General features: G+C 68.5%; 25 protein-coding genes. 12 read left to right on the top strand and 13 right to left on the bottom strand.

The window, feature by feature from the left end; genetic code table 11:
• A partial coding sequence (locus FJV41_RS32275; protein WP_141646437.1) for an isochorismate synthase occupies positions 1–1103 on the bottom strand: 1103 nt, incomplete at its 3' end.
• Between the two features lie 104 nt (positions 1104–1207).
• Here FJV41_RS32275 and aroF point away from each other — a divergent pair.
• The 8 genes from aroF to FJV41_RS32235 all read left to right on the top strand — a co-directional run bounded on the left by aroF (position 1208) and on the right by FJV41_RS32235 (position 9410).
• Complete coding sequence (gene aroF, locus FJV41_RS32270) at positions 1208–2125, top strand: 3-deoxy-7-phosphoheptulonate synthase (RefSeq protein ID WP_141646436.1); 918 nt, start codon at positions 1208–1210, stop codon at positions 2123–2125.
• Positions 2122–2811 (top strand): bifunctional demethylmenaquinone methyltransferase/2-methoxy-6-polyprenyl-1,4-benzoquinol methylase UbiE, encoded by a 690-nt coding sequence (gene ubiE, locus FJV41_RS32265; RefSeq protein ID WP_141646435.1) that lies wholly within the window; start codon positions 2122–2124, stop codon positions 2809–2811. Before aroF ends, ubiE begins: the two co-directional genes overlap by 4 nt.
• A 37-nt stretch (positions 2812–2848) precedes the next feature.
• Positions 2849–3394 (top strand): shikimate kinase, encoded by a 546-nt coding sequence (locus FJV41_RS32260; RefSeq protein WP_246137561.1) that lies wholly within the window; start codon positions 2849–2851, stop codon positions 3392–3394.
• A complete protein-coding gene (locus FJV41_RS32255) occupies positions 3391–4662 on the top strand; it encodes a shikimate dehydrogenase (protein WP_141646433.1) in 1272 nt (423 codons plus the stop codon). The genes FJV41_RS32260 and FJV41_RS32255 overlap by 4 nt, the downstream gene beginning before the upstream one ends.
• Positions 4659–5678, top strand: coding sequence for a chorismate synthase (gene aroC / locus FJV41_RS32250; protein WP_141646432.1), 1020 nt, complete (start codon positions 4659–4661; stop codon positions 5676–5678). The genes FJV41_RS32255 and aroC overlap by 4 nt, the downstream gene beginning before the upstream one ends.
• Positions 5675–6745, top strand: a complete 1071-nt coding sequence (locus FJV41_RS32245) for a 3-dehydroquinate synthase (RefSeq protein WP_141646431.1) — start codon at positions 5675–5677, stop codon at positions 6743–6745. The genes aroC and FJV41_RS32245 overlap by 4 nt, the downstream gene beginning before the upstream one ends.
• A 2-nt stretch (positions 6746–6747) precedes the next feature.
• Positions 6748–8031 carry a 3-phosphoshikimate 1-carboxyvinyltransferase gene (locus FJV41_RS32240; protein WP_181791076.1) on the top strand — a complete coding sequence of 428 codons (1284 nt, stop codon included), beginning with the start codon at positions 6748–6750 and terminating at the stop codon, positions 8029–8031.
• A 77-nt stretch (positions 8032–8108) separates the two neighbouring features.
• A complete protein-coding gene (locus tag FJV41_RS32235) occupies positions 8109–9410 on the top strand; it encodes a citrate synthase (protein ID WP_141646430.1) in 1302 nt (433 codons plus the stop codon).
• Positions 9411–9538: 128 nt separating this feature from the next.
• Here FJV41_RS32235 and FJV41_RS32230 read toward each other — a convergent pair whose 3' ends face one another.
• Positions 9539–11338 (bottom strand): AMP-dependent synthetase/ligase, encoded by a 1800-nt coding sequence (locus FJV41_RS32230; protein ID WP_141646441.1) that lies wholly within the window; start codon positions 11336–11338, stop codon positions 9539–9541.
• Positions 11339–11437: 99 nt separating this feature from the next.
• Between FJV41_RS32230 and FJV41_RS52560 the strand changes: the two genes are divergently transcribed.
• The 3 genes from FJV41_RS52560 to pyk all read left to right on the top strand — a co-directional run bounded on the left by FJV41_RS52560 (position 11438) and on the right by pyk (position 14314).
• Complete coding sequence (locus FJV41_RS52560; protein ID WP_181791072.1) at positions 11438–11812, top strand: hypothetical protein; 375 nt, start codon at positions 11438–11440, stop codon at positions 11810–11812.
• Positions 11813–11989: 177 nt separating this feature from the next.
• Positions 11990–12697, top strand: a complete 708-nt coding sequence (locus FJV41_RS32225; protein WP_141646440.1) for a bifunctional nuclease family protein — start codon at positions 11990–11992, stop codon at positions 12695–12697.
• 216 nt (positions 12698–12913) lie between these two features.
• The gene (gene pyk, locus FJV41_RS32220; RefSeq protein ID WP_141646439.1) at positions 12914–14314 is read left to right on the top strand and encodes a pyruvate kinase; all 1401 of its coding nucleotides are present in this window, start codon (positions 12914–12916) and stop codon (positions 14312–14314) included.
• 19 nt (positions 14315–14333) lie between these two features.
• On the opposite strand, the gene FJV41_RS32215 is transcribed toward pyk, so the two are convergent.
• The 9 genes from FJV41_RS32215 to FJV41_RS32175 form a co-directional block, all read right to left on the bottom strand.
• On the bottom strand, positions 14334–14999 hold the full coding sequence (locus tag FJV41_RS32215; protein ID WP_141646429.1) for a DUF7986 domain-containing protein: 666 nt from the start codon (positions 14997–14999) through the stop codon (positions 14334–14336).
• Between the two features lie 15 nt (positions 15000–15014).
• Positions 15015–16139, bottom strand: coding sequence for a glutamine-hydrolyzing carbamoyl-phosphate synthase small subunit (gene carA, locus FJV41_RS32210; protein ID WP_141646428.1), 1125 nt, complete (start codon positions 16137–16139; stop codon positions 15015–15017).
• Complete coding sequence (locus FJV41_RS32205) at positions 16139–17443, bottom strand: dihydroorotase (protein ID WP_141646427.1); 1305 nt, start codon at positions 17441–17443, stop codon at positions 16139–16141. The genes carA and FJV41_RS32205 overlap by 1 nt, the downstream gene beginning before the upstream one ends.
• Positions 17440–18333, bottom strand: coding sequence for an aspartate carbamoyltransferase catalytic subunit (locus FJV41_RS32200; protein WP_141646426.1), 894 nt, complete (start codon positions 18331–18333; stop codon positions 17440–17442). Before FJV41_RS32200 ends, FJV41_RS32205 begins: the two co-directional genes overlap by 4 nt.
• Positions 18334–18418: 85 nt before the next feature.
• Positions 18419–19675: a signal peptidase I gene (gene lepB, locus FJV41_RS32195; RefSeq protein ID WP_141646425.1), complete on the bottom strand. Its 1257-nt coding sequence runs from the start codon at positions 19673–19675 to the stop codon at positions 18419–18421.
• 2 nt (positions 19676–19677) lie between these two features.
• Complete coding sequence (gene lepA / locus FJV41_RS32190) at positions 19678–21489, bottom strand: translation elongation factor 4 (RefSeq protein ID WP_141646424.1); 1812 nt, start codon at positions 21487–21489, stop codon at positions 19678–19680.
• 231 nt (positions 21490–21720) lie between these two features.
• Complete coding sequence (locus FJV41_RS32185) at positions 21721–22662, bottom strand: NAD-dependent epimerase/dehydratase family protein (RefSeq protein WP_141646423.1); 942 nt, start codon at positions 22660–22662, stop codon at positions 21721–21723.
• Between the two features lie 69 nt (positions 22663–22731).
• The gene (locus FJV41_RS32180) at positions 22732–23688 is read right to left on the bottom strand and encodes a UDP-glucuronic acid decarboxylase family protein (protein WP_141646438.1); all 957 of its coding nucleotides are present in this window, start codon (positions 23686–23688) and stop codon (positions 22732–22734) included.
• Positions 23689–23716: 28 nt separating this feature from the next.
• Positions 23717–23896, bottom strand: coding sequence for a ribbon-helix-helix domain-containing protein (locus FJV41_RS32175; protein WP_044281109.1), 180 nt, complete (start codon positions 23894–23896; stop codon positions 23717–23719).
• Between the two features lie 94 nt (positions 23897–23990).
• Between FJV41_RS32175 and FJV41_RS32170 the strand changes: the two genes are divergently transcribed.
• The gene (locus tag FJV41_RS32170; protein WP_141646422.1) at positions 23991–24620 is read left to right on the top strand and encodes a hypothetical protein; all 630 of its coding nucleotides are present in this window, start codon (positions 23991–23993) and stop codon (positions 24618–24620) included.
• A gap of 30 nt (positions 24621–24650) precedes the next feature.
• On the opposite strand, the gene FJV41_RS32165 is transcribed toward FJV41_RS32170, so the two are convergent.
• Both FJV41_RS32165 and FJV41_RS32160 read right to left on the bottom strand, forming a co-directional pair.
• Complete coding sequence (locus FJV41_RS32165) at positions 24651–25013, bottom strand: cupin domain-containing protein (protein ID WP_141646421.1); 363 nt, start codon at positions 25011–25013, stop codon at positions 24651–24653.
• A gap of 27 nt (positions 25014–25040) precedes the next feature.
• On the bottom strand, positions 25041–25449 hold a 409-nt coding region (locus tag FJV41_RS32160; RefSeq protein ID WP_141646420.1), incomplete at its 5' end, for an SPOR domain-containing protein.

Genomic DNA, 25449 nt, shown 5'->3' with positions numbered 1-25449 from the left:
TACCAGCCCCTGTCCAGTCCCTCGTGCTCCACCAGGAAGGACAGCGCTCGCTCGCGCGGAGTGCCACCCACCGCCGGCGTGGGATGCAACGCCCCCACCACCTGCGCGGCCGAGACACCCTCGCGAAGCTCCGCGCGAATGGCCGTGCGCAGGTGCACCACGTTCTTCAACGTCAACAACTGGGGCTCCGCGTCGGCTCGCACGTCGGCCGCAAGCCCCCGGAGCGTCGCGAGGATGTAGCGGACCACCGCCTCATGCTCGCGCACGTCCTTGTCCTGCCCCCGCAGCCCCTCGGCCTGATGTGGCGCGGCCGTCCCCGCGAGAGCCTCCGTCTCCAGCACCCGCCCCTCCACCCGACACAGCGTCTCCGGCGTCGCGCCCAGGAAGCACGTCCCGTCCGGCGCGCGAAACAAGAAGGTGGCACAGCGAGGATTCTGCTCCCGCAGCCGCGCCAGCACGTCCACCACGTCGAAGGGCGCCGGCCCCTCCACGTCCACGGCGCGCGCCAGTACCACCTTCTGGAGCTGCCCCGAAGCAATGGCTTCCAGCGCACGCTCCACCCGCGCCTCGAACTCCGGACGCGACGAGGTCTGCGACAAGTCCACCGGACCGCCCCGCGCGTGTCGGTACGCCTCCGAGAAGCGCGCGCACACCCGCTCCAGCCGCGAGCGCACAACGTCCTCGCCGCCACGTCCCTCGGGCGCGAAGGCCGCCACCGCCAGCCCGCTTCCGGTGCGCCACACCAGCACCTCGGGCAGCGTCCAGCGCGCCACGCCATGCGCCGCCCAGGCCTCATCCGGCAGGCCCGTCGCGCCGAAACGAATCCCACCGAACCAGGGACCCGGGAGACTGTCGGGAACCGCGCCCAGCCAGCGCAAGGACGTCGCGGCCAGGGTGGTGAGCACCGCGGGCACCTGCCCGGACTCAGCGGCCTCCACCACCGCCGCCTCGCCCCACCCCGCCGCCGCTTCTTGAGCCAGGGGCCGCTCCCAATACACCGTCGGAACGCCCAGCGAATCCGCTCCGGAGAGTGGATCCACCGCCGCCAGGGGCATCATTCCGGCCACCCAGCGCTGGCCCTCAACGGGATTGAGCGTCTTCATCAGCGGTCCTCATCCGCGACTGCCCTGAAATCACCTTCGGTTGTCTTCTAAGCCATCTCGGCTATACATGCACCAAGGAGTTCAAAACCTCTTGAACTCGGTGGATGGGAGGGCTCGTGGGAGGCAAGCAGCCAGACGAATCCGTGCCGGCGAACGCCGGGAAGGACACGGGTGCGCGGCGCGTGCTCCGAGCGTTCCGACCCGAAGGAACGCGGGTGCGTGCGGGCAGCGTGGAGGTAGGCGGCCCGGGGTTCGTCGTCATGGCTGGCCCTTGCGCCGTGGAGGGTGTGGAGCAGGTCGACCGGACCGCCGCCGCCGTGGCTCAAGCGGGTGCCCATGTCCTCCGAGGTGGCGTGTTCAAGCCTCGCACCAGTCCCTACGCGTTCCAGGGAATGGGAGAGCCGGGGCTGCAGCTGCTGGCCGACACCGGGCGCCGCCACGGGCTGCCCATCATCAGTGAAGTGATGGAGACCGCGCAGATTCCCTTCATGGCGGAGTCCGCGGACATCCTCCAGGTGGGCGCGCGAAACATGCAGAACTTCTCCCTGCTGCGCGCGCTGGGCAAGATACGCCGCCCGGTGCTGCTGAAGCGGGGGCTGTCCGCCACCGTTCAAGAGTGGCTGCTGGCGGCCGAGTACATCCTCGAGGGCGGTAACGAGCAGGTCCTCCTGTGCGAGCGGGGCATCCGGACGTTCGAGACGGAGATGCGCAACACGCTGGACCTGGCCGCCGTCGCCTGGGCCAAGCAGCGCACGCACCTGCCCGTTATCGTCGACCCCTCGCATGCGACGGGACAGGTGGAGCTCATCCTCCCCATGTCCCTTGCGGCGGCGGCGGCGGGGGCGGATGGGTTGTTGATTGAAGTCCATGCGAAGCCGGAGCAGGCGCTGTGCGATGGGGCACAGGCCCTGACGCCGGAGCGCTTTCAAACGTTGATGCAGCGGCTGCCAGCCGTGCTAGACGCGGTGGGCCGACACCTTTGGCGGCCGGAGAGTCCGGCCCAGGTCGTGAGGGCGCGATGAGTACCGAAGTCCGTCAGATGTTCTCCTCCATCGCCACGCGGTACGACGTGACGAACGAGGTCCTGTCGTTCGGCATCCACCGCCTGTGGCGTCGGACGGCCGTGCGTCTCAGCCGGGCCAAGGAAGGCGACAGCGTCCTCGACTGCGCCTCCGGCACCGGAGACCTGGCGCTGGTATTCAAGCGGAAGGTGGGAAGCAATGGCCGCGTCGTCGGCACGGACTTCTGCCCAGAGATGCTGGAGAGCGCCCCCGCGAAGGCGGCCAAGGCGGGCCTCCAGGTGGACTTCCAGGTCGCCGACGCGATGGCGCTGCCCTTCGCGGACAACAGCTTCGACGTGGCCTCCATCGCCTTTGGCATCCGCAACGTGGATGACCCGGTGAAGTGCCTCAGCGAGATGGGGCGCGTGGTGAAGCCGGGCGGACGCGTCGTGGTGCTGGAGTTCGGTCAGCCCAACGGCGTCTTCGGAGCGCTCTTCCGCTTCTATAGCAAGACGGTGATGCCGGCCATTGGCGGCCTGCTCACCGGCAACCGCGCGGCCTATGAGTACCTGCCCCGCACTTCGGCGGCCTTCCCCGCCGGAGACCGTTTCCTGTCGCTGATGGACCAGTCCGGCGCATATGCGGAGCGAAGCGCGCATCCGCTGATGTTCGGAACGGCGAACGTGTATGTCGGCATCGTCCGCTGAAGGCCAGAGAAGACTCGTCGAGCATGTCCTCAACTCAGTGGATCCCCGGCTCGCGCCGACGCTGAGAGAAGCCGTCGCGCGTCCGGGGCCCACACCCCGCCCGGCCGCGGGACAGACGGTGGTGCTGTGTGGCCATCGCAGCGCGGGCAAATCCACGTTGTTGCCCCGAGTCGGCGGACTGCTCGCGCGGCGGGGCCTGGACCTGGACACCCACCTGGAGCAGACCCACGGCCGCCCGCTGCGCAAGTGGGTCGCGGAGGCGCCCACGGAGTTCCGCGCCGCCGAGCGCCGCGCGCTCCTGGAGCTTCCCTCCGGAACCCTCGTGGCGGTGGGCGGCGGTTTCCTCTCGCACCACCCGGACGCGCTGGAGGGGATGTTTACCCTGCTCATCCCGGTGACGTTCGAGACCTACCGGGAGCGACTGCTCCACGACCGGACCCGACCCCGGCTGCGTCCGGGCCTCTCCCTGGAGGAGGAACTCTCCTCCGTCTTCCAAGAGCGCGAGGCCCTCCACGCCCGCGTTCCCACCGTCGCCCTGGTGGACTTCCTCCGGGGCTGCCTCCACCTCGAGGAGTCCCCGTGACGCCCGCACGGCGTGTCGTGACGCTGCCTCCCACCCTGCTCGGCTCCGACGCCGTGCACTTCGCCCGGGAGTGCCAGCGTCGCGGCGCCGACGTGCTGGAGATTCGCACGGACCTGCATGCCCCTGAGGCCGTGGACCCGGCTGCGCTCGCGGCCGTCCTCCCGCTGCTCGTCTCCGAGCGTAGCAAGCCGCTGCCCGCCGCCTGGGTCCTCGCCGCGTGGCGCGTGGACCGGGACTTGATGGATGCCACCGGGCACCAGGGCTCGCTCGATGCTCCCTCCGGCAAGCTGCTCGCGTCGCACCATGCGGACCGACAGCTCACCACCGACGAAGCCTTGCGGTTGTGGGAACGCGACGTGCCCGCTGACGCGCTGGTGAAACACGTGGAGCCGATGACTCATCCAGACCATGTCGGCACCCTGCTGGAGACGCAAAGCAGGCTGGCGGACCGGTTCGGAGTGACGCGTGTCACGGTGCTCGGCATGGGCGCGGTGGCGCTGCCCGCGCGCGCCGTGCTCGCCCGGAACAACATGCTCGACTACGTGGCCGCTGGCGGCTCCTGGGCCGCTGCGCCGGGACAGCGACTCCTAGACGACGTGGTTCGGGAGTGGCGCGGCGCGGACCGCACCACACTGCCGGCCCCGCTGCGGCTGGGCATCTTCGGGATGTCCATCGCCCACTCGCGCTCGCCTCGCATCCACCGGCAGCCGTTTGATCGCATCGACATTCCCGCGGACGGCCCCGTCGAGGCCCTCTTGGACTCGCTCCTGCCCCACTACGCGGGCTTCGCCGTCACCAGCCCGTTCAAGATGCCACTGGCGCGGCACACGGGCTCGTCACTGGACGCCATCAACACCCTGGTCCGTCGAGGCACCCGGTGGGAGTCCTTCAACACGGACACCGAGGGCGCCCGGAAGGTGCTGGAGCGCCTGGGCTCGACGGAGGTCTTCGTCCTCGGTGACGGAGGCGCCACGTCCGCGCTGCGCACCGTGGCGACCGAGCGCGGTGAAGCCCTGCGCATCCTTCGTCGGGCGGACATCCAGGCACCCCTCACCGGCGCAGGCGTCTGGACCTGGCCGGTCCATGTGGAGCCGCCGGATTCCCTGCGATTCGAGCGAGCACGCGTCGCGGTGATCGCATACGGTGCGCCCGGCCGACGCATCGCGGCGGAGATTACGCGGCGCGGCGGCACCCCGGTCCTGCTGGGTGCGGCGTGGTTCGTCGCGCAGGCCCGGCGGCAGCGACAGCTTTGGGAGACCGCGACATGAACACCTTCGGAGTCCTCTTCCGTTTGACGACCTTTGGTGAGAGCCACGGCCCCGCGCTCGGCGCGGTGGTGGATGGCTGCCCCGCGGGCGTGCCCCTCACGCAAGAGCGCCTCCAGGCCGCGTTGGACAGGCGCCGCCCGGGCCAGTCCGCCCTCGTCACGCCTCGCAACGAGCCAGACCGGGTGGAGATCCTCTCCGGCGTCTTCGAGGACAAGACGCTCGGCACGCCCATCGCCGCCATGGTGCGCAACACGAACCAGCGTTCGGGCGACTACGAGCAGCTCAAGCAGGTGGACCGGCCCGGCCACGCGGACGCCGTGTGGCGCGAGCGCTACAAGCACCGGGACCACCGCGGCGGCGGTCGCACCAGCGGACGCGAGACGCTCTGCCGTGTCATCGGCGGAACCATCGCGGAGGCCTATCTGGAGCGGGACATGCCCACCGTGCGCACCGTCGCGTACGTGTCCCAGGTCGGTGACCTCATCGCCTCCGTGCCCGCGCCGGGCCTCACGCGCGCCATGGTGGATGCGCACCCCACGCGCTGCCCCGACGAGGCGGTCCGCGAGGAGATGTCCCGCCGCATCCTCTCCGCGAAGGAGGCCGGCGACAGTCTCGGTGGCTCCATCGACATCCGCGTGGAGGGGCTGCCCGTGGGACTGGGCGAGCCCATCTTCGGGAAGATCAAGGCGCTCATCGCCCAGGCGCTGGGCAGCGTGGGCGCCATCACGGGTGTCGTCTGGGGTCCGCCGGATCTGCTCCAGCGCATTGGCCAGCCGGGCACCCAGTTCCATTCCGTCAAGGACGTCTACGGCGGCATCCAGGGTGGCCTCACCAACGGTGAGCCGCTCCAGGTCCGCGCTTTCTTCAAACCCCCAGCGACGCTGGCGGACCACGCGAAGGGTGGCCGTCACGATCCGTGCATCATGCCCCGCGCCGTTCCGGTGCTGGAGTCCATGGTGTCACTGGTCATCGCAGACCTCGTCCAACAGATGAACGCACGCCCCAACACCCTATGAGCCCCTACCCTCCCGGCGCCTACCGTCCTCCCAACGACCGCTGGGGTCCGTTTTCGCGACTCGCCAAACGCCTTCCTGAAGGCAGCCTCGCGGTGGTGGATCGCACCGTCGCCCGGCTCCACCCGGGACTCATCCCCGCGCTGGAGGCGCAGAACCCTCGCGCCATCGTCCAGCTCGTGGGCGGAGAGAGCGCGAAGAGCTTCAAGGCCCTGGAGAAGGTGCTCGCCGCGGGGCTGTCCCTGCCGCGCTCCGGCACGCTGCTCGCCGTGGGCGGAGGAACCGTGGGCGATGTATCCACCGTCGCCGCGCACCTGCTCAAGCGCGGTGTGAGGCTGGTGCAGGTGCCCACCACACTGCTCGCCGCCGTCGACAGCAGCCTGGGCGGCAAGGGCGCGGTGGACCTCACCGTGAAGGGCCGCGTGGTGAAGAACCCCGCCGGCGTCTTCCACTACGCCGAGGAGTCGTGGATCTGCCCGGAGCTGTTCGCCACGCTGTCGCCGACACAGGTGCGCGAGGGCTCGCTCGAGGCGTGGAAGATGGTCATCAGCCTGGATGCGGCCCTCTTCCGCCGCTACCTGCGCAAGCCTCCCGCGCTCGAGAAGCTGGTGAAGGACGCGCGCGGCCTCAAGGAGAGCGTCTGCGAGCAGGACCCGTACGAACACAAGGGCCTGCGCCGGGTGCTCAACTTCGGCCACACCTTCGGCCATGTGCTGGAGAGCGTGTCCCACTTCAAGCTGTCCCACGGTGACGCCGTGGGCCTGGGCATCCTCCTGGCCCTGGACGTCGGTCGCCACCTGGGCGTCACCCCGGAGCCCGTGGCCGCCGAGGTCGAGCGCGCCCTCATCGACGGCCCGGGTGTCCTCGACCGTGAGCGAGTCGCCGGCCTCTTGCGCCGCCCATCGCTGAAGGACATCGCCACGCTGCTCGACGCCGACAAGAAGGCCGGGGCCCGGGGCGAGCTGCGCATGGTGCTCCTGACGGCCATCGGCGCCACCGAGGTCCGCGACGTGGCCGCCTCCACGTGGCGCGAGCTGTGGCCGGCGTGGACGAAGGCGGTGCGCCCGTGAGCATGAGCACCCGTCGCATCCTGTTGGACCCGAGCCACCTCGTGGCCTCGCCGCTCACCCCGCCCGTCTCCAAGTCGGACGCGCAGCGCGCCCTGGTGCTGGGTCACCTCACCGGCGCCTGGCCCCTGCCCTCCGTCCAGGCCGAGTCGGACGAGGACCTCCCGGCCGACGTGCGAGTGCTGCGCCGGGGCGTGGAAGCCCTGCGGCTGCCCGCCGGGCCCGTGCGCGACGTGGACTGCGCGGACGGGGGCGCCCCCTTCCGCATCCTGGCCACCCAGGTCGCGGTGACGCCGGGTGCTCGCGTGCGCCTCACCGGCACGCCCCGCCTGGGTGAGCGTCCCCACGGTCCCCTCTTCACCTCGCTGAAGGACGCACTCGGTCCCGCGGGGCTCACGCTCACCGAGGGCCAGCCCTGGCCCGTGGAACTGTCCGCGCCAACGGACACCTCGAAGGTGTCGCCCGTCTTCCGGGTGCCCGGCGACCAGAGCAGCCAGTACGCGTCCAGCCTGCTCCTGGGCTGCGCCGCGCTGTTCCTGCGAGAGCGCCGGGCGTGGAGCGTTGAAATCGAAGGCACGCTGACGAGCGCCGGCTACCTGGAGCTCACCCTCACGTGGCTGGAGCGCTTCGGCTTCGAGGTCCAGAAGTCCGACTCCCGATACACCGTCTCCGGCTACACGCCCCCTCCGAGCGTCCCCTCGCTCCCCGGGGACTGGTCCTCGCTGGGCTACCTGCTGCTCATCGCCTGGAAGGCGGGGGGCACGGTGGAACGAGCCGACGCGGCCAGCGCCCACCCGGACCAGGCCATCCTCCGCCTCATCGAGCAGGTGGGCCTGGGGACGACGCCGACAGGTCCGGCGCACACGTCGAAGGTGACGGGCCGCCCGGCGGGAGGCTTGCGGGCTTCGGGTAAGGAGTGTCCGGACCTGCTGCCAACCCTGGCGGCGCTCGCCTGTGTGCTCCCCGCGCCTTCCACGCTGACGGACGTCGGAATTCTCCGATTGAAAGAAAGCGACCGGCTGGAAGGTATCCGAGACCTGGTCAGCGCCTACGGAGGGACGACGGAGCTCCAGGGGGAAATCCTCCACCTGACGCCTCCCGCGGCCCCTCCTGCCCGGTTCACCATGGACAGCCGGGGTGACCACCGCCTGGCGATGACGGCCGCGACGCTCAGCGTGCTGTCCGGAGCGACCCTCGTCCTGACCGGCCCCGAGTGTGTCGAGAAGAGTTTTCCGGGCTTCTGGCGGCAGCTGTCCCGCTCGGGAGCACGTATTTCCGAGCAGCCGTAGGAACCATCAGTGTCTCCCCATCCGACTTATCGTTCTTTTTTGTTGAAAGCGATCTGCGCCCTGTGAAATCTCCGCCCATGCCCAAGGACACGCTGACGATCACCGACAATCGGACCGGCAAGACGTACGAGGTCCCGGTCGAGAACGGCTGTATTCGCACCAACGCCCTCCGACAGATCAAGGTCGGGGACGACGACTTCGGCCTCATGGGCTACGATCCGGCGTTCCTCAACACCGCGAACTGTAAGAGCGCCATCACCTTCATCGATGGTGACAAAGGCATCCTGGAGTACCGCGGTTACCCCATCGAGCAGCTGGCCGAGAAGTCCAGCTACCTGGAGGTCGCCTACCTCCTGCTGAACGGAGAGCTGCCGACCCCGAAGGAGCTGGAGCAGTTCGTCCATCTCGTCACGCACCACACGTTCGTGCACGAGAACGTGAAGTCCTTCATGGATGGGTTCCGCTACGACGCGCATCCCATGTCCATGCTGGGCTCCACCGTGGCGGCGCTGTCCAGCTTCTACCCGGACGCGAAGAACACCAAGGATGAGCTGAGCCGTCGCATCCAGATCACCCGGCTCATCGCCAAGATGCCCACGCTCGCCGCGTTCTCCTACCGGCACACGATGGGCCTGCCCTACATCTACCCGGACAATGACCTGTCCTACGTCGCCAACTTCCTGGCGATGGTGAAGCGCATCGGCACCACGACCTACAAGGTCCACCCGGTGCTGGAGCGCGCGCTGGACGTGCTCTTCATCCTCCACGCGGACCACGAGCAGAACTGCTCGACGACGTCCGTGCGCACGGTGGGCTCGTCGGAAGTGGACCCGTACTCGGCCGTCACGGCGGGCATCGGCGCCCTCTACGGCCCGCTGCACGGCGGCGCCAACGAGGCGGTGCTGCGCATGCTCCGCGAGATTGGCCACGTCTCCAAGGTCCCCGACTTCATCAAGTCGGTGAAGAGCGGCGAGGGCGAGAAGAAGCTGATGGGCTTCGGCCACCGCGTCTACAAGTCCTACGATCCGCGCGCCAAGGTCATCAAGCGCGTGGCGGACGAGGTCTTCGAGGTGACGGGCAAGAACCCGCTGCTGGAGCTCGCCGTGGAGCTGGAGCGCATCGCGCTGCAGGACGAGTACTTCGTCAAGCGCAAGCTCTACCCCAACGTCGACTTCTACTCCGGCCTCATCTACGAGGCGATGGGCTTCCAGGCCGAGATGTTCCCCGTCCTCTTCGCCATTCCCCGCACGGTGGGCTGGTGCGCGCAGTGGGAGGAGATGGTCCTGGACTCCGAGCAGAAGATCGCGCGTCCCCGTCAGATCTACACGGGCCAGAAGCGCCGCGACTACGTCGCCATGGACAAGCGCGCCGCGAAGTAGGCGGCCTGTCCTCACACCCCTGGGCATGAAGTGAGATGGGGCGAGGGACCGCGAGGTTCCCCGCCCCTTTCTCTTTGCGGGCCCACCTGGCGACCCCAGCGCCTCGGGGTCGCCCGCACCGCCCCGCTTCAGCCCGCCTGGGCCGCGGTGGACTCGGCGTACATCGATTCGATGAGCCCGGCGTGCTTCTGCTCCACGGCCTTGCGGCGGACCTTCAGGGTGGGCGTCAGGTCGCCCGCGTCCACGGTGAAGTCCTGCTCCAGGATGACGAAGCGCTTGATCGACTCGAAGCGGGACAGCTTCGGGTTGATGTCGCGGTCCAACCCCTCCTGGATGAGCTGGCGCAGACGCGCGTCCTGGGAGAGCGTCTTGAGGTCCTCGGGCCAGCCCTTCTGTTGGGCCAGGGCGCGGCACTTCTCCGCGTCCAGCGCCAGCAGGGCCACCAGGTAGTTGCGCCGCTCGCCCACCACCACCGCGTGGCCCACGCCGGGAAGGGACTTGATGAGCTCCTCGATGTTGCCGGGCGCCGTCTTCTTCCCGCCGGAGGTGACGATGATCTCCTTCTTGCGGCCGGTGATGTGGAGGTAGCCCTCTCCGTCGAGCTGGCCCACGTCACCGGTGTGCAGCCACCCGCCCTCCAGCAGCTCCGCGGTGGCCTCCGGGTTCTTGTAGTAGCCCATGCACACGTTGCCGCCCTTGACGAGGATCTCCCCGTCCTCGGCGATGCGAACCTCCACGCCAATCAGCGGGCGCCCCACGGTGCCCAGGTGGGCCGCCTCGCGCGTATTCACGGTGCCCGGGCCCGCCACCTCCGTCATCCCCCACACCTCGTGGATGAACATGTCGATGGAGGCGAAGAACTCCAGCACGTCCCGGCCGATGGGGGCCGCCGCCGTGGCGAAGAAATCCACCCGCTCCATGCCGATGCGCGTCTTGAGCGGCTCGAACACCAGCCGCTGGGCCAGCCGGTACTGGGCCTCCAGGAGCACCGGGATGCGCTCGTGGCGCTGGGCGCGGGCATGCAGCTCCGAGGCGACGCCCCGGGCCCAGGAGACGATGCGGCGCTTCATGGGGGGCTGGCCGCGCAACCCCTCCTCCGCCTTGGCCTTGAACTTCTCCCACACGCGCGGCACGCCGAAGAAGAACGTGGGCCTCACGTCCTTCAGGTTCGCCGGCATCGCCTCCACCGAGTCCGCGAAGTACACCTGGATGCCCAGTATCAGCGGGCAGTGCAGGGAGATGACCTGCTCGGCGATGTGGGACAACGGCAGATAGGAGATGATGACCGAGTCCTGCTGGTGCTTGAAGTCCACGGCGGTGATGAGCTGCCGGGACGTCCAGGACAGGTTGTAGTGGCTGAGCATGACCCCCTTGGGGTGGCCCGTCGTTCCGGAGGTGTAGATGAGGGTGCCCAGCGCCTCCGGCTTCAGCGCGTTGACGCTGTCCCAGTAGGGCTTGTCGTCCACCCCCGTGCCCTTCTCCAGGACGTCCGCGTAGCGCAGGACACCCTCCGGCAGCGGCGTGGACGGCGCGTCCAGGATGATGAGGTGGCGCAGCTTGGGCAGGCGCTCGCGCAGGGCGAGGCCGGTGCGCAGGTGCTTCTCGTTCTCCACGACGAGGACGGTGGCCTCACAGTGGCCCAGGATGTACTCGAGCTGCTCCACCGCGCTGGTGGTGTACAGACCTACCGGGACGCCTCCCAGCGCCATGGCGGCCAGGTCCGCGACGTGCCACTCCTCGCGGTTGAAGCTGATGATGCCCAGCGGCTGGCCCTCCCCGTACCCGAGCGTCCTCAGGCCGAGGGCGAAGCGTTTGACCCGCTGGGCATATTCGAACCAGGAGGTGGGGACATAGCCGTGGCCCCGGCGGGTCCAGAGGGCCGGCCGATGCTCCTGCTGCGCGGCCCGGTCATGGAGGGCATGCACCATCGTCTTCGGGAGGTCCATCCGACGAAGGTTAGCGGATGTAGGGGCGTCCCGACCACGCCCCCGGTTCGCGGACGTTGACAGCTGGTTGGATGGCTTTGTATGCCGCGCCCGACCATGAGCATCGACTTCACCTGCCAGAAGTGCGAGGCAAGCTTCGAGCTTGACGTTCAAGACCTCATCGAGGGGACGGAGAAGATCATCTGTCCTCACTGCGACGCGAAAGCGCCCGCGAATCTCTCGGAGGACTTCGTCGCCGCGCTCTCGGAGATGCGCGCGCAGATCGCCGTGCTCGACAAGAAGTTCGCCGTCTCCATGACGTTGGAGTCGGAGGACGTCGCGGACACGATCGACGAAGAGGACGAAGAGGAGGATGAGGAATCCGACGACGAGGACGACGACCTCGACGAGGATGAAGACGAGGACGTCGAGGACGACGAGGACTACGACGACGAGGATGAGGACGAGCGTCCCTGACGTCCGCTCCCTTGCCCTCCGGGCGGCCGTTTCCCGCCGTCCAGGGCAACCGGGCTGAATCGCTACCCTCCCGACAGGGTGGCGGGTGCGTAGTTTCAGGGTGTGAGAACACCCAACCGCGCCACTTTCTTCTTCGCCCCCCTGTCGGCGCTGTTGTTGGCGCTCGGGGGGGTGCTGATGCTCCCCGCCTTCAGTGCTCCCGGGGCCATCGCGGCCACACTCCCGGGCGACTCCGGGCAACCGTGCATCACCGAGCACGGAGGCGACCCCAAGGCCTGCAACGAGCTGGTCGAACTGGAGGTGCAGGACGTCGTCCCGCTGGTGGAGGCCCAGACGCACGCCGTCGTGCTCACCACCAAGGACCGCCAGGTCGTCCTCCCCGTCTTCGTGGATGAGGCCTCCGCCGTCTCCATCGCCTTCCGACTGGCGGAGCGCGAGCCGCCCCAGCCGCTCGCCCAGGACCTCCTGGACGACGTCGTCGACCAGCTCGGCGCCAAGGTGACGGAGGTCCGCATCGACGACCTGCGCGACAACGTCTATTCGGGCCGCGTGTTCCTGGAGCAGGGTGCGAAGAAGATGACGCTGGAGGCCCGCCCGTCGGACTCCATCGCCATGGCCCTCACCAGCCACGCCCGCATCCGCGTCACGCGCAAGGTGCTGACGCTCGCCGGCATCAGCCGCGAGGAGATTGAATCCCTCCAGAAGGGCGGGCCCGGCGTGGGGGGCAGTGGCCCTGGCGGACAGATGGAAGAGCCCGCCCCGATGCCGCCTCCTGGGATGCCCGCGCCCGGCAATCCGCCCATCGACATGGACGCGGAGGCCCTTCCGCCTGGCCACCCGCCGCTCGGCGCGCCGCAGGGCACCGGCAAGAAGATAGACCTCTAGGCTTCGAGCCGGGGGCGAGCAGAGCCATCGACAGGTGCGAGAAAGCCCGGCCCCCCCTCCCAGGGAAGCCGGGCTTTCTCTCTCGAACATCGAGTGCCTGCAAGACGCTGGCGTGGGTCCAACCCGGGGGTCGGCACCGCGCCTGGGGCAAAGAGTTAGTCTCCCGGGCGCGAGACTGTCAAGCCACGCACCCCGCCGCCTAGGATGCGCGCACATATGCGCAAGGCGAAGATCATCTGCACCCTGGGGCCCGCATCGAGCTCGCTGGAGGTCATCGAAGGCCTCATCCGCGCGGGGATGAACGTGGCGCGGTTGAACTTCTCGCACGGTACGCACGACGAGCACCGCCAGCGGGTGGCCCTCATCCGGAAGGCGTCCAAGCGGCTGAAGCTGCCGGTGGCCATCCTCCAGGACATCCAGGGCCCCAAGATTCGCCTCGGAAAGTTCGAGGGTGGACAGCTCACGGTGAAGCCGGGCGAGCGCGTGACGGTGACGACGCGCGCGGTGCTGGGTCAGGGCTCCATCATCCCCACCCCCATCAAGTCGCTGACGAAGGACGTGACGCCGGGAGAGGCCATTCTCCTGGATGACGGCCGGGTGCGGCTGCGCGTGCGCAAGGTGGCGGGCCAGGACGTCCTCTGCGAGGTGGAGATCGGCGGCCTGCTCAAGGACCACAAGGGGCTGAACCTGCCGGGCTCGCCCATGTCCGTGCCCACGATTACGCCCAAGGACGAGGTGGATCTGGCGTTCGGCCAGGACGTGGGCGTGGACTACGTGGCGCTGTCCTTCGTGCGCACGGCGGACGACATCCACCGGGCCCGCAAGCACGTGGCGAAGAACAAGACGCCGCTCATCGCCAAGATTGAAAAGCCCCAGGCCGTGGACCAGCTCGAAGCCATCGCCCGGGCCGCGGACGGCATCATGGTGGCGCGTGGGGACCTGGGCGTGGAGATGCCCCTGGAGCAACTGCCCGCCATCCAGAAGCGGATGGTGCGCGTGGTGAACCAGATGGGCGGCCTGGTCATCGTCGCCACGGAGATGCTGGAGAGCATGGTGAGCAACCCGCGCCCCACGCGCGCGGAGGTGTCGGACGTCGCCAACGCCATCCTGGACGGCGCGGACGCGGTGATGCTGTCCGGCGAGACGGCCGCGGGGCGCTACCCCATCGACGCGGCGTCCACCATGGCCCGCATCGTCGAGGAGACGGAGCGCGGCGTGGTGCGACACCAACACCACTCCCCCTTCGAGCGCTCGGAGGACCTGGGCACGGGCGTCGCGGCGGCGGCGGTGGCGGCGACAAGCCAGCTCAACATCCAGACGATTGTCGCGTACACGGAAAGCGGCCACACCGCGCGCCTCATCTCCGAGTTCCGGCCCCACGCGCGCATCATCGCCCTCACGCCGAACGAGGCCGCCGTCAACCGCATGGCGCTGTACTGGGGCGTGACGGGACTCCAAGTGCCCCGCGTGAGGTCCACGGACGCCATGCTGCGACAGGTGCGCAAGCTGTGCCTGCGCGAAGGCATCTGCCAGGTGGGCGCGCCCGTCGTCGTGGTGGCGGGAGTGCCGCTCAACGTACCGGGCAACACCAATCTGATGAGCATCCACCGCGTGTGAGCGCGGTGGACGTCGTCACTCAGAGCACCTTCTGCTCGAAGTCGTAGATCTTCTCGACGGCGAGCTGACGGTAGCGCTCCATATTGAGGGCGCGACGGGCGCACTCCCAGACCAGCTCGTTGGGCGTGCGCTCCGGCTCCTTCTTCTTGCGGCGCTTCACCTCGGCCTTGATGGACTTCACCGCGGCGCGCGGGTGGTAGCAGAAGGAAGAGGTGAATAGGAGGTGCCCACCGAAGGGGATGAGGCGGGCCTCGAGGATGTCGCCCGTCTCCAGCCCGGCGATGTTGCGCCGCTCCGTCACGTCGAAGTCCTTGCCCGAATACATGTCGCGCAGGCGCACCAAGCCCTTGCCCAGCTTGCGGACCTCGAAGATGCCGTGGACCGTCTCCGTGAAGCTGCGGAAGGCGTTGGACTCCTCGGGCGAGGTGTTCGCCAGGCGCTGCTCGTAGAACTCCACGGCCGGCGTCTTGCCCGTTCCAGGCGAGACGCGGTCATAGAGGTAGTAGTCGAGGAACGACGCCATGCGCAGCTCGAAGAGCTTGTCGTCCTCGAAGACCTCGCCTGTCAGGCGGAAGTACTCCGCCTTGGCTTCGAGCAGGTCCGCCTTCCGCGACTCCACGCTGCCGAAGGCGATGAGCTGGTCCAGGTACGGCTGGTAGGAGAGCGGTGACAGCGGGGAGTCCATAGAAGGTCGGTCATCCTACCCCGCCATCAGCTTCGCGAAGCGACCGAAGAGATAGCGTGCGTCATGCGGGCCGGGAGAGGCCTCGGGGTGGTACTGCACGCTGAAGGCCCGCGCATCTGGGACGGCCAGGCCCTCCACCGTGCCGTCGTTGAGGTTGATGTGCGTGACGACCGCCTTGCCCTTGAGGCTGGCGTCGTCCACGGCGAAGCCGTGGTTCTGCGCGGTGATCTCCACCTTGCCCGTCGTCAGGTCCTTCACGGGCTGGTTGCCGCCACGGTGGCCGAACTTCATCTTGTACGTCCGGCCGCCCAGCGCCAGCGCCATGATCTGATGGCCCAGGCAGATGCCGAACACGGGCACCTTGCCCAGGAGCGCCGCCACGGTGCGGTCCGCGCCCTTCACCGCCGCCGGGTCTCCGGGGCCGTTGGCCAGGAAGACGCCGTGGGGCTTGCGGGCCAGGACTTCCTCCGCCGTGGTGTGCGCGGGCACCACCGTCACGCGGCAGCCCACGTCGACCAGGAAGTGGAGCATCGACTTCTTGAGGCCGTAGTCGTAGGCCACCACGTCGAAGCGCGGGTCGCCCTGGGGGTGGGCCTCGCCAATGCCGGTGAAGACGTCCGGCGAGGGCGCGGTGAACGTGTACGGCGTCTTCACCGACACGCCGCTGGCCAGGTCCAGGCCCTCCATCCCGTGCGCCGAGCGAGCGCGCTCCGACAGCGCGGCCGGAGACAGGCCCTCGCTGGAGATGACGCCCATCTGCGCGCCATGGGTGCGCAGGTGACGCACCAGGCGGCGGGTGTCCAGCCCTTCGATTCCGGCGACGTTGTGGCGCTTGAGGTACGCATCCAGCGACTCGCGCGCGCGCCAGTTGGACGGCTGGCTCGCGAGGGCGCGCACCACCATGCCCACCGCGTGCGGCTTGCCGGCCTCTTCGTCCTCCGGCGTCACGCCGACGTTGCCCATCTCCGGGTACGTCATGGTGAGGATCTGCCCGACGTACGAGGGGTCCGTGAGGATCTCCTGGTAGCCGTACATGGACGTGTTGAAGACCACCTCACCCACCGTCTCGCCGACCGAGCCAAAGGCACGGCCCTCGAAGGTGGTGCCATCCGCCAGGGCGAGCACTGCCCGCTTCGTCATTACCGTGACTCCTTCACCTGGCCGTCGGAGAACACCTTCCGGCCAGAAACCCAGGTCTGCACCACGCGGCCCTTCTGCTTACGGCCATGGAAGGGCGTATTCCGGCTGCGGGAATAGAACCGGTGGGCATCCACCGTCCACTCCTCCGAGGGGTCCACCACGGTGATGTCCGCCGGGGCCCCGGGAGCCAGGTGACCGCCCGGCAGGCCGAACGCCTTCGCCGGGCCGTGCGTCAACAGCTCCACGGCCCGCTTCGCGCCCAACAGCCCCGAGTGCACCAGCTCCAGCGTCAGCCCCAGGGCCGTCTCCAGCCCGACGATGCCGTTGATGCCCTTCTCGAACTCCACCTGCTTGTCCAGCACGCCATGGGGCGCGTGGTCCGTGGCGATGGCGTCCACGGTGCCATCCACCAGCGCCTCGCGCAGCGCCTCCACGTCCCGGTCCGCGCGCAGGGGCGGCGCCATCTTCGCGTGGGTGTCGTAGTCCCCCACCGCCCGGTCATCCAGGATGACGTGGTGCGGGGTGGCCTCGGCCGTGACGAGCAGGCCCCGGCGCTTCGCCTCGCGGATGAGGCGCACGCTGCCCTCGCAGGACACGTGGGCGATGTGCAGGCGGCCCTTCGTCTCCTCGAGCAGCACCAGGTCTCGCGCCACCATGGCCACCTCCGCGGAGGCGGGGATGCCGCGCAGGCCCAGGCGCGTGGACGTGGTGCCCTCGTGCATGGCGCCACCGGCGGACAGCGTCAGGTCCTCCTCGTGCACCATCACGGGCACTCCGAAGAGCGTGGCGTACTGGAGCGCGCGGCGCATCAGCGCGGCGTTCATCACCGGGCGGCCGTCGTCGGTGATGGCAACACAGCCGGAGGACACCAGCTCGCCCGTCTCCGCCAGCTCCTCGCCCTTGAGGCCCTTGGTGATGGCGCCCGCGGGGTACACATGGCACAGGCCGGCGGCGCGAGCGCGCGACAGCACCAGCTCCGTGACGAGCCCGCTGTCGTTGACGACCTTGGTGTTGGGCATGGCGACGACGGCGGTGAAGCCTCCCGCCACGGCGGCGCGGCAGCCCGTGAGGACGGTCTCCTTGCCCTCTTCGCCCGGCTCGCGCAGGTGGACGTGCAGGTCGATGAAGCCCGGCAGCACCCAGCGTCCCGCGGCCTCCACCACCTCCGCGCCCGGGGGCACGGGGAGCGGCGCGTCGGAGACCTCCGCCACCTTGCCGTCACGCACCAGGACGTCGCGGACTCCATCGACGCCGTTGCGCGGGTCGATGACGCGCCCTCTCCGGAAAAGCACCGTGGAGCTCATGACGCGCACACCTCGAGGATGGCCCGCCGCACGGCGACGCCGTTGGAAACCTGCTCCAGGATGACGCTGCGGGGCCCGTCCGCCACCGAGGGCGCCAGCTCCAGGCCTCGATTGATGGGGCCCGGGTGCATCACCAGCGCGCCCGCCTTCATCCTGTCCTCTCGGGCCGGGGTGAGGCCGAACAGGCGCGAGTACTCCTTCGTCGAGGGCAGGAACGCCTCACCCATGCGCTCCATCTGCAGGCGAAGGCACATCACCGCGTCCGCCTGAGGCAGCACCGCGTCCAGGTTGTGCGTCACCTCGGCGCCCAGCGACTCCAGCCCCGGGGGCACCAGCGTGGGCGGACCACAGAAGACCACCCGCGCGCCCAGGGCCTTCAGGCACCACAGGTTGGAGCGGGCCACGCGGCTGTGGAGGATGTCCCCGACGATGAGCACCGTGCGGCCGTCCAGGCTGCCCCAGTGCTGACGGAGGGTGAAGGCGTCCAGGAGGGCCTGGGAGGGATGCTCGTGGGTGCCGTCCCCCGCGTTGATGACGGCGCAGCGGACGTGTTTGGCCACCAGATGGGGCGCACCGGACGAGCGGTGGCGCATGACGATGGCCACGGGCCCCGTCGCCTCGATGTTGCGGGCGGTGTCCAGCAGCGTCTCGCCCTTCGAGGTGGACGAACCGGAGGGGCTCCAGTTGAGGACACCGGCGCCCAGGCCTCGGGCGGCCATGTGGAACGAGGTGCGCGTCCGGGTCGAGTCCTCGAAGAAGAGGTTGGCGACCACCTTGCCGCGCAGGGTGTGGGTGACGTCTGGACCACCAGGCAGGTGCGCGCGCGCCCTGTCGAGCACCGCTTCGAGCTCGTCCCGGCGCCAGCCTTCGATTCCAAGGAGGTGTCTCATGGCCGGGGGCGCCGCGTACCCCGGGCCGTGCGGCGCGTCAAGCACCGTCCGAGGCGTGGCGGGTCGCCTGCCCCCCGGGTGTGGGTCAGCGCACGGGCTCGAAGAAGCGGTCCAACCGGAGACCCGTGCCACCGAACAGGCCGTGCAGCAGGCCGTGGTAGCCCAGCGACAGCCAGACCACCATCGCCTTGCCCTTGATGTGGCCGTAGGGCACGAACTCCGTCTTGCCGTAGCCGGTGATGCCCAGGCCGTGACGGCTGTCGGAGCTGTTGTCGCGGTTGTCGCCCATGACGAAGACCTGACCCTCGGGCACCACGTAGGGCCCCTCGTGCCGAGGCATCCGCGAGGGCGTCTGGAGCACACTGTGTGGCACGCCGCTCAGGTTCTCCCGGTACAGCGACTCCTGCTGGTCGTACCACTGACCGGCGTCCGTGATGTTGTGGACGATGTACTCGCTGTCGACACTCTCGCGGGTCTGCGGCTGGCCATTGATGTGGACCACGCCGTCGAAGATCTCCACGGTGTCGCCGGGCACGCCCACCACGCGCTTGATGTAGTCGGTGGCCTCGTTGACGGGGTTGTTGAAGACGATGACGTCCCCGCGCCCCGGAGGCCGGACGATGACAAACGGCACCACGTTGGCGAACGGGACGCGCACCCCGTAGATGAACTTGTTGATGAAGACCTGATCTCCAATCTGGAGCGTGGGCAGCATGGAGCCGGAGGGAATCCGGTACGGCTCCACGATGAACGTCCGGAACACCAGGGCGACCAGCAACATCTTCACGAAGCCGCCCACGAAATCCATGGGCGACTCCTTGCGGAACGCACCCAGGTGCTGAGAGGTGAGCGCTTCCAGCGCCCTCACCTCGCGGGCCAGCTTCTCCAGATCTCCTTCGGCCGAGGCTGACTCCACCTTCAGCGCCTGCTCGGTGATCTGCTCCGTCAGCGCCGGGGAGAGCTTCTCGCGCACCTGCGGCTTCTGGAGGATGCGCTCGTTCTCGGAGATGAGTTCATGCGCCTCGTGCCGCAGCCGGCGCAGCTGCTTCTCGCGCGGCGACACGTTGCGCCACACCAGCAGCGCGACGAAGTACGCCACCATCAGCAGCCCCAGCCCCTTCATCGCGGGCTGGGCCCAGGCGGCCGCCGTGGGCACGAACTCGATGAGTGTCGTGTACGGGAACAGCACCAGGGCGACGATGCACAGCGGGGCCCACAGGCTGGTGAGCATCTCCCGCCACATCAACTTGCGGCGCGCGCGCACCTGTTCAGGGGTGCGCCGGGCCGCCATCGCGGTCGCCAGCTTCGCGGGAGGGTTGGCGGAAGGACTGGCAGCGTTCATGGCTACTGCTCCGACTTGAGGACCGCGAGGAAGGCCTCCTGCGGAATCTCCACCGTACCCACCTGCTTCATGCGCTTCTTGCCCTCCTTCTGCTTCTCGAGGAGCTTGCGCTTGCGGCTGATGTCACCACCGTAGCACTTGGCGAGCACGTTCTTGCGCATGGCGGAGATGGTCTCACGGGAGATGATCTTCGCGCCGATCGCCGCCTGGATGGCCACTTCGTACATCTGCTTCGGGATGACTTCCTTCAGCTTCGCGCAGACCTCGCGACCGCGCAGGTAGGCGCGCTCGCGGTGCACGATGACGCTCAGCGCGTCCACCGGCTCCCCATTGATGAGGATGTCCAGGCGCGCCAGATCCGCCTCCTGGTAGCCGGTCAGCTCGTAATCCAGGCTGGCGTAGCCGCGCGACACGCTCTTGAGCTTGTCGAAGAAGTCGAAGACCACCTCGGCCATCGGCATCTCGTACGTCACCTGCACGCGCTGCCCGCTGCTGCCCAGGTACTTCATGTCCTTCTGCACACCGCGGCGGTCCTGGCACAGCTTCAGGATGGCGCCCAGGTGGTCGTTGGGGACGTGGATGTGACAGGTGAGGATGGGCTCCTCGAACTTCGCGATGTTCTGCACCGGCGGCAGCTTGGCGGGGTTGTCCACCAGTTGGACGTCACCCTTGCCACTGGTGATTTGGTACACCACGCTGGGCGCGGTGGTGATGAGGTTCAGGTTGTACTCGCGCTCCAGGCGCTCCTGGACGATCTCCATGTGCAACAGGCCCAGGTAGCCGCAGCGGAAACCGAAGCCGAGCGCCGTGGACGACTCGGGCTCATACGTGAAGGCGGAGTCGTTGAGCTTCAGCTTCGCGAGCGCGTCACGCAGGTTCTCGTACTGGTCGGACTCGATCGGGAAGATGCCGGAGAACACCATCGGCTTCACTTCCTGGAATCCCGGGAACGGCTCCTGCGTCGGACGGGCCTCCTCCGTGACGGTGTCGCCGACCTTCGCGTCCAGCAGCTCCTTGATGTTGGCGACCAGCACGCCCACTTCGCCGGCCATGAGCTGCGTCACGGGGCGGGAGAACGGGGTGAAGACACCCAGCTCCTGCACCTCGAAGACCTTGTTGTTGCTGAACAGCTTGATCTTCTGCTTGAGCTTGAGCGTGCCTTCCAGCACGCGCACCAGCGTCACCACACCCCGGTAGTTGTCGTACCAGGAGTCGAAGATGAGGGCCTTGAGCGGCGCGTCCGGCGATCCCGTCGGCGGCGGCACGCGCGCGACCACCGCTTCCAGAATCTCGTGGATGCCGATGCCTTCCTTCGCGGAGGCGGGCACGGCCACGGAGGCGTCGATGCCGATGACGTCTTCAATCTCCGCGCGGGTGCGGTCGACGTCCGCGCTGGGCAGGTCGATCTTGTTGATGACCGGGATGATCTCCAGCTCGTGGTCCAACGCCATGTAGACGTTGGACAGCGTCTGCGCCTCCACGCCCTGCGACGCGTCCACCACCAGGAGCGCGCCCTCGCACGCGGCCAGGCTGCGGCTGACTTCGTACGCGAAGTCGACGTGCCCCGGCGTGTCGATGAGGTTGAGGACGTACTGCTTGCCGTCCTTCGCGGTGTAGTTCATCCGCACGGACTGGGCTTTGATCGTGATGCCCCGTTCGCGCTCGATGTCCATGTTGTCGAGGAACTGGGCCTGCGCCTCGCGCTTGCTCAGCGTCCCCGTCTTGTCGAGGAGGCGATCAGCCAGCGTCGACTTTCCATGGTCGATATGGGCGATGATGCAGAAGTTGCGGATGTGCGCGTTTTCAGCCGGCATGTTCGTGGCGCTCGTCGGAAGAAGCGGGCGTGCCTAACATCGAACCGCGCGAAAATCTACGCGCGAACGCCCGCCAGACGAGCAACCCGTCGGGGGCGCCCGATTGTTCCCCCAACCACCGTGCTCCCCTGAACGGACGCCCGGCCACCCGGGGACGACAGGGCACGAGGGCCCGTCCGGGAGAGGCGACCTCCTCCCGGACTCCCCTGCCCTGCTTCCCGTCAGCCAGCCTCAGCCGTGGACGCGGACCGGCTCGGCCTTCTCGCGGAAGTAGGCGACGGTGCGGCGAGCCCCCTCGCGCAGGTCGGCGGACGGCTCCCAGCCGAGCACCTTCTTCGCGAGCGAGTTGTCGATGCACGAGCGCAGCTGCTCGCCGGGCTTGCCGGGCGCGTGGGCCACGGCGGCCGTCGAACCCGCGGCCTCTGCCAGCAGCGCATAGAGGCGGTTGATGTCGGTCTCCACGCCGGTGCCGATGTTGATGGCGCCCACGTAGTCCTTCTCGAAGGCCAGCCGGTTCGCCCGGGCCACGTCGGGCCCGAAGACGAAGTCGCGGGTCTGCTTGCCCTCTCCGAAGATGGTGCAGCCCTGCCCGGAGAGCAAGCGCTGGCAGAAGATGGCCACCACGCCCGCTTCGCCATGCGGGTTCTGTCGCGGGCCGTACACGTTGGCGTAGCGCAGGGCGACGTACGGCAGGCCGTACTGGGCCCGGTAGTAGCCCAGGTACAGCTCCCCCGCCGCCTTGGAGACCCCGTACGGGGACACCGGGCGCGTCGCGTGGGACTCCGGCGCGGGGAACACGTCCTGCTCGCCGTAGATGGCGCCGCCGGTGGAGCTGAAGATGACCTTCTTCACGCCCGCGACGCGCGAGGCCTCCAGTAGATTCAGCATGCCGCGGATGTTCACATCCGCGTCGAAGCCCGGATCATCCACGCTGCGCCGCACGTCCATCTGTGCCGCCAGGTGACAGAGCACCTGGGGCTTCTCCGACTTGATGAGCTCCGCGGCCTCGCGACTGCGGATGTCATGCACGGCCAGCCGGACGCGCGGGTCCAGGTTCTCCTTCTTGCCACCCGACAGGTCATCCAACGCGATGACCTCGTGTCCCGCCTTCAGGAACTCGTCGCACACGTGCGAGCCGATGAAGCCCGCTCCACCCGTCACCAGGACTTTCACGCTTCCGTCTCCCCGCCACCCGGCCGTGGCCAAACTGTCTTTGATTTCAGAGTCTCTCGCGGCGGCAACCTATGACGGGGATCGCCGCACGGCAACCTCGCGGAACCACGCGATGGTCTCTCGCAGACCCTCCTCCAGAGGCACCTTGGGCTCCCAGCCGAGCAGCGTGCGGGCGCGGGTGATGTCTGGCTGACGTTGCTTGGGATCATCCTTGGGCAAGGGCTTCTCGATGATGCTCCCCCCGCCGCCCGCCGCCGTGCGCACGGCCTCCGCGAACTGACGGATGGTCATCTCCCGGGGGTTGCCGATGTTGACCGGATGGGGCTCGTCCGACAGCGCGAGCCGGACCAGGCCATCCACCAGGTCCTTCACGTAACAGAACGAGCGCGTCTGGCTGCCATCGCCGAAGACGGAGAAGTCCTCGCCCTTGAGCGCCTGGCCCACGAAGGCCGGAACCACGCGGCCGTCGTTGAGCCGCATGCGCGGGCCGTAGGTGTTGAAGATGCGAACGATGCGGACCTGCACGCCCTTGCGACCGTAGGCCGCCGTCACCGCCTCCGCGTAGCGCTTGGCCTCGTCGTACACCGAACGCGGTCCGATGGGATTGACGTTGCCCCAGTAGTCCTCGCGCTGCGGGTGCACCAGCGGATCACCGTAGACCTCGGAGGTGGACGCCATCAGGAAGACGGCCTTGTTCGCCTCCGCCAGCTTCAGCCCGTTCTCCGTGCCGATGGACCCCACGCGCAGCGTCTCCAGCGGGAGGTTCGCGTAGTCGATGGGCGACGCGGGCGAGGCCATGTTGAACATGTAGTCGAAGGGCTCCTTCACCGGGATGCCCTCGATGATGTCCGCCTTCACGTAGCTGAAACCCGGCCGGCCCTTCAGCGTGCGCAGGTTCTCCTCGTTGCCGGTGATGAGGTTGTCCACGGCCGTCACGGCGGCCGCACCGTCGTCCAGAAGGCGCTCGCACAGGTGCGAGCCCACGAAGCCCGCGCCCCCCAGCACCACCACTCGCTTGCCCTGCATGCTCTTCACGTCGCGCCTCGTCTCTCTGTCAAATCTCGTCGAAGGTCGCCTGCCCCGGCAGCTGCGCTTTGTACTTCTCCAGGACCAGGTCGATGCCCTGGCGGATGTACTCGGCCACGGGCACCTTCGTCTTCTGGTTCAGCGCCTTGAGGAGCTCGTTCTGCTCCGGGGTGATGTAGATGGTGGTGCTGATCTTCTTTCGGGCCATGGCTATATGTGAAAATATATGGAATGACGTGGCGCGCGAAAGCATCTCGTGCGCACGCCTCGGCGGAGAGGCCGCTGCGTCCCGGGAGCACCGCATGACCGGCAGCAAGCGCTGGATTTTCCTCGGGTTGATGACCTCCGGCCTGCTCACCGGCTGCGCCAGCGACAAGGCCGCCGAGCGCGGCACCAACGCCCCGGGTAAGTCCTCACCCGCCTCGTCCGAGGCCATCCACCCGGAGCCCGCGCGTGGCGAACACGTCACGCAGCAGGACGTGAACGGCGACGGCAAGCCGGACGTGTGGACCTACACGGTGGCGGACGCGGGCGCGAATGGCGAGGAGCGGTTTCGCAAGGTGCGCCAGGAGCTGGACCTGAACTGGGACGGCCGCGTGGACCTGACGCGCTACTTCGACGAGGCCAGCGCGCTGATGCGCGAGGTGATGGACCTGGACTACGACGGCAAGGTGGACGCCACCTACTTCTATGAGAAGGGGGCCAACACGCGCCGCGAGCGGGACTTCGACGGCGACGGGCGCGCGGACAGCGTCACCTTCTACGAGCGGGGTGTCCTGGTGCGCAAGGAGCGCGACACCAACTCCGACGGGCGCGTGGACTATTGGGAGTACTGGGAGGGCGGTCAGGTGGACCGCATCGGCGAGGACCTGGACGGCGATGGCACCGTCGACAAGTGGACCCGCAATCCCAACAACGCGGCCCGCGACTGAAGTGCGAGCCGCGCCTTCCCGGCGGAGCAACTACGGCTTGCTGGTGCCGGTGCGGCCGTAGGAGTCCTCCAACCGCACGACGTCATCCAGCTCGGGGGTGCTGACCTCGAGGATGTCGCAGTCGGTGATGGCCACCATGCGGTGCTTGGTGAGGGGCTTGATGTGGTAGCTCTCCCCCGGGTTCATCTCCTTCTCGATGAGCCCCTGTCCCTCGTCGACGACGAAGAGCAGCTTGCCGCTCTGGACGTGAATCGTCTCGTCCTTCTGGTTGTGGTACTGCAGGCTGAGCTTGTGGCCCTGCTTCACGTGCAGCAGCTTGCCCACGTAGCGCTCGGTGTGGGCCCAGATGAGCTCGTGGCCCCAGGGCTTCTCCACCCGCCTAGTCGTCGTCATGGTGCTTCCCGTCTTCCTCGCCCGCTCTCAGTTCGTGCCGGCCACGAACGCGTCGAGCTGGGTCTCACGCTTGAAGTCTGACAGATACCGCGTCGCAGCGTCCTTCGAGGCGAAGGTGCCCATGCGCACGCGGTACCAGGTGCCCTTACCGGCCACCTCCGCCGTGACGATATAGGGGGCATAGCCCCTATCACGCAACCGGGCCATGAACCGGTCGGCCTCCTGCTTGTCCTGGAAGGCCGACAGCTGGAGCGTGAAGGCCCCACCCTTCACCGCCGGGTCCGGCAACTGCGCGGCGCGGGCGATGGCGTCCTTCATCCCTCCGCCCTCCTTCTGGGTCGTCCGCGTCGGCACGGCCGCCGTCTCCACCTTGCCCGACACCTGTGCGGGCTTCGCGGCGACGGGGGCGGGCTTCTCGGCGGGAGCGGCGGCGGGC

Source organism: Myxococcus llanfairpwllgwyngyllgogerychwyrndrobwllllantysiliogogogochensis (genome assembly GCF_006636215.1).
GTDB lineage: Bacteria > Myxococcota > Myxococcia > Myxococcales > Myxococcaceae > Myxococcus > Myxococcus llanfairpwllgwyngyllgogerychwyrndrobwllllantysiliogogogochensis.
This window is presented reverse-complemented; position numbering and strand designations above follow the sequence as displayed.

Excerpts from the sequence above, each read along its gene's own strand:
- aroF (WP_141646436.1), top strand. The coding sequence starts at position 1,208 with ATGGGAGGGCTCGTGGGAGGCAAGCAGCCAGACGAATCCGTGCCGGCG.
- ubiE (WP_141646435.1), top strand. The coding sequence starts at position 2,122 with ATGAGTACCGAAGTCCGTCAGATGTTCTCCTCCATCGCCACGCGGTAC.
- aroC (WP_141646432.1), top strand. The coding sequence starts at position 4,659 with ATGAACACCTTCGGAGTCCTCTTCCGTTTGACGACCTTTGGTGAGAGC.
- FJV41_RS32245 (WP_141646431.1), top strand. The coding sequence starts at position 5,675 with ATGAGCCCCTACCCTCCCGGCGCCTACCGTCCTCCCAACGACCGCTGG.
- FJV41_RS32240 (WP_181791076.1), top strand. The coding sequence starts at position 6,748 with ATGAGCACCCGTCGCATCCTGTTGGACCCGAGCCACCTCGTGGCCTCG.
- FJV41_RS32235 (WP_141646430.1), top strand. The coding sequence starts at position 8,109 with ATGCCCAAGGACACGCTGACGATCACCGACAATCGGACCGGCAAGACG.
- FJV41_RS32230 (WP_141646441.1), bottom strand. The coding sequence starts at position 11,338 with ATGGTGCATGCCCTCCATGACCGGGCCGCGCAGCAGGAGCATCGGCCG.
- FJV41_RS52560 (WP_181791072.1), top strand. The coding sequence starts at position 11,438 with ATGCCGCGCCCGACCATGAGCATCGACTTCACCTGCCAGAAGTGCGAG.
- FJV41_RS32225 (WP_141646440.1), top strand. The coding sequence starts at position 11,990 with ATGCTCCCCGCCTTCAGTGCTCCCGGGGCCATCGCGGCCACACTCCCG.
- pyk (WP_141646439.1), top strand. The coding sequence starts at position 12,914 with ATGCGCAAGGCGAAGATCATCTGCACCCTGGGGCCCGCATCGAGCTCG.
- FJV41_RS32215 (WP_141646429.1), bottom strand. The coding sequence starts at position 14,999 with ATGGACTCCCCGCTGTCACCGCTCTCCTACCAGCCGTACCTGGACCAG.
- carA (WP_141646428.1), bottom strand. The coding sequence starts at position 16,139 with ATGACGAAGCGGGCAGTGCTCGCCCTGGCGGATGGCACCACCTTCGAG.
- FJV41_RS32205 (WP_141646427.1), bottom strand. The coding sequence starts at position 17,443 with ATGAGCTCCACGGTGCTTTTCCGGAGAGGGCGCGTCATCGACCCGCGC.
- FJV41_RS32200 (WP_141646426.1), bottom strand. The coding sequence starts at position 18,333 with ATGAGACACCTCCTTGGAATCGAAGGCTGGCGCCGGGACGAGCTCGAA.
- lepB (WP_141646425.1), bottom strand. The coding sequence starts at position 19,675 with ATGAACGCTGCCAGTCCTTCCGCCAACCCTCCCGCGAAGCTGGCGACC.
- lepA (WP_141646424.1), bottom strand. The coding sequence starts at position 21,489 with ATGCCGGCTGAAAACGCGCACATCCGCAACTTCTGCATCATCGCCCAT.
- FJV41_RS32180 (WP_141646438.1), bottom strand. The coding sequence starts at position 23,688 with ATGCAGGGCAAGCGAGTGGTGGTGCTGGGGGGCGCGGGCTTCGTGGGC.
- FJV41_RS32175 (WP_044281109.1), bottom strand. The coding sequence starts at position 23,896 with ATGGCCCGAAAGAAGATCAGCACCACCATCTACATCACCCCGGAGCAG.
- FJV41_RS32170 (WP_141646422.1), top strand. The coding sequence starts at position 23,991 with ATGACCGGCAGCAAGCGCTGGATTTTCCTCGGGTTGATGACCTCCGGC.
- FJV41_RS32165 (WP_141646421.1), bottom strand. The coding sequence starts at position 25,013 with ATGACGACGACTAGGCGGGTGGAGAAGCCCTGGGGCCACGAGCTCATC.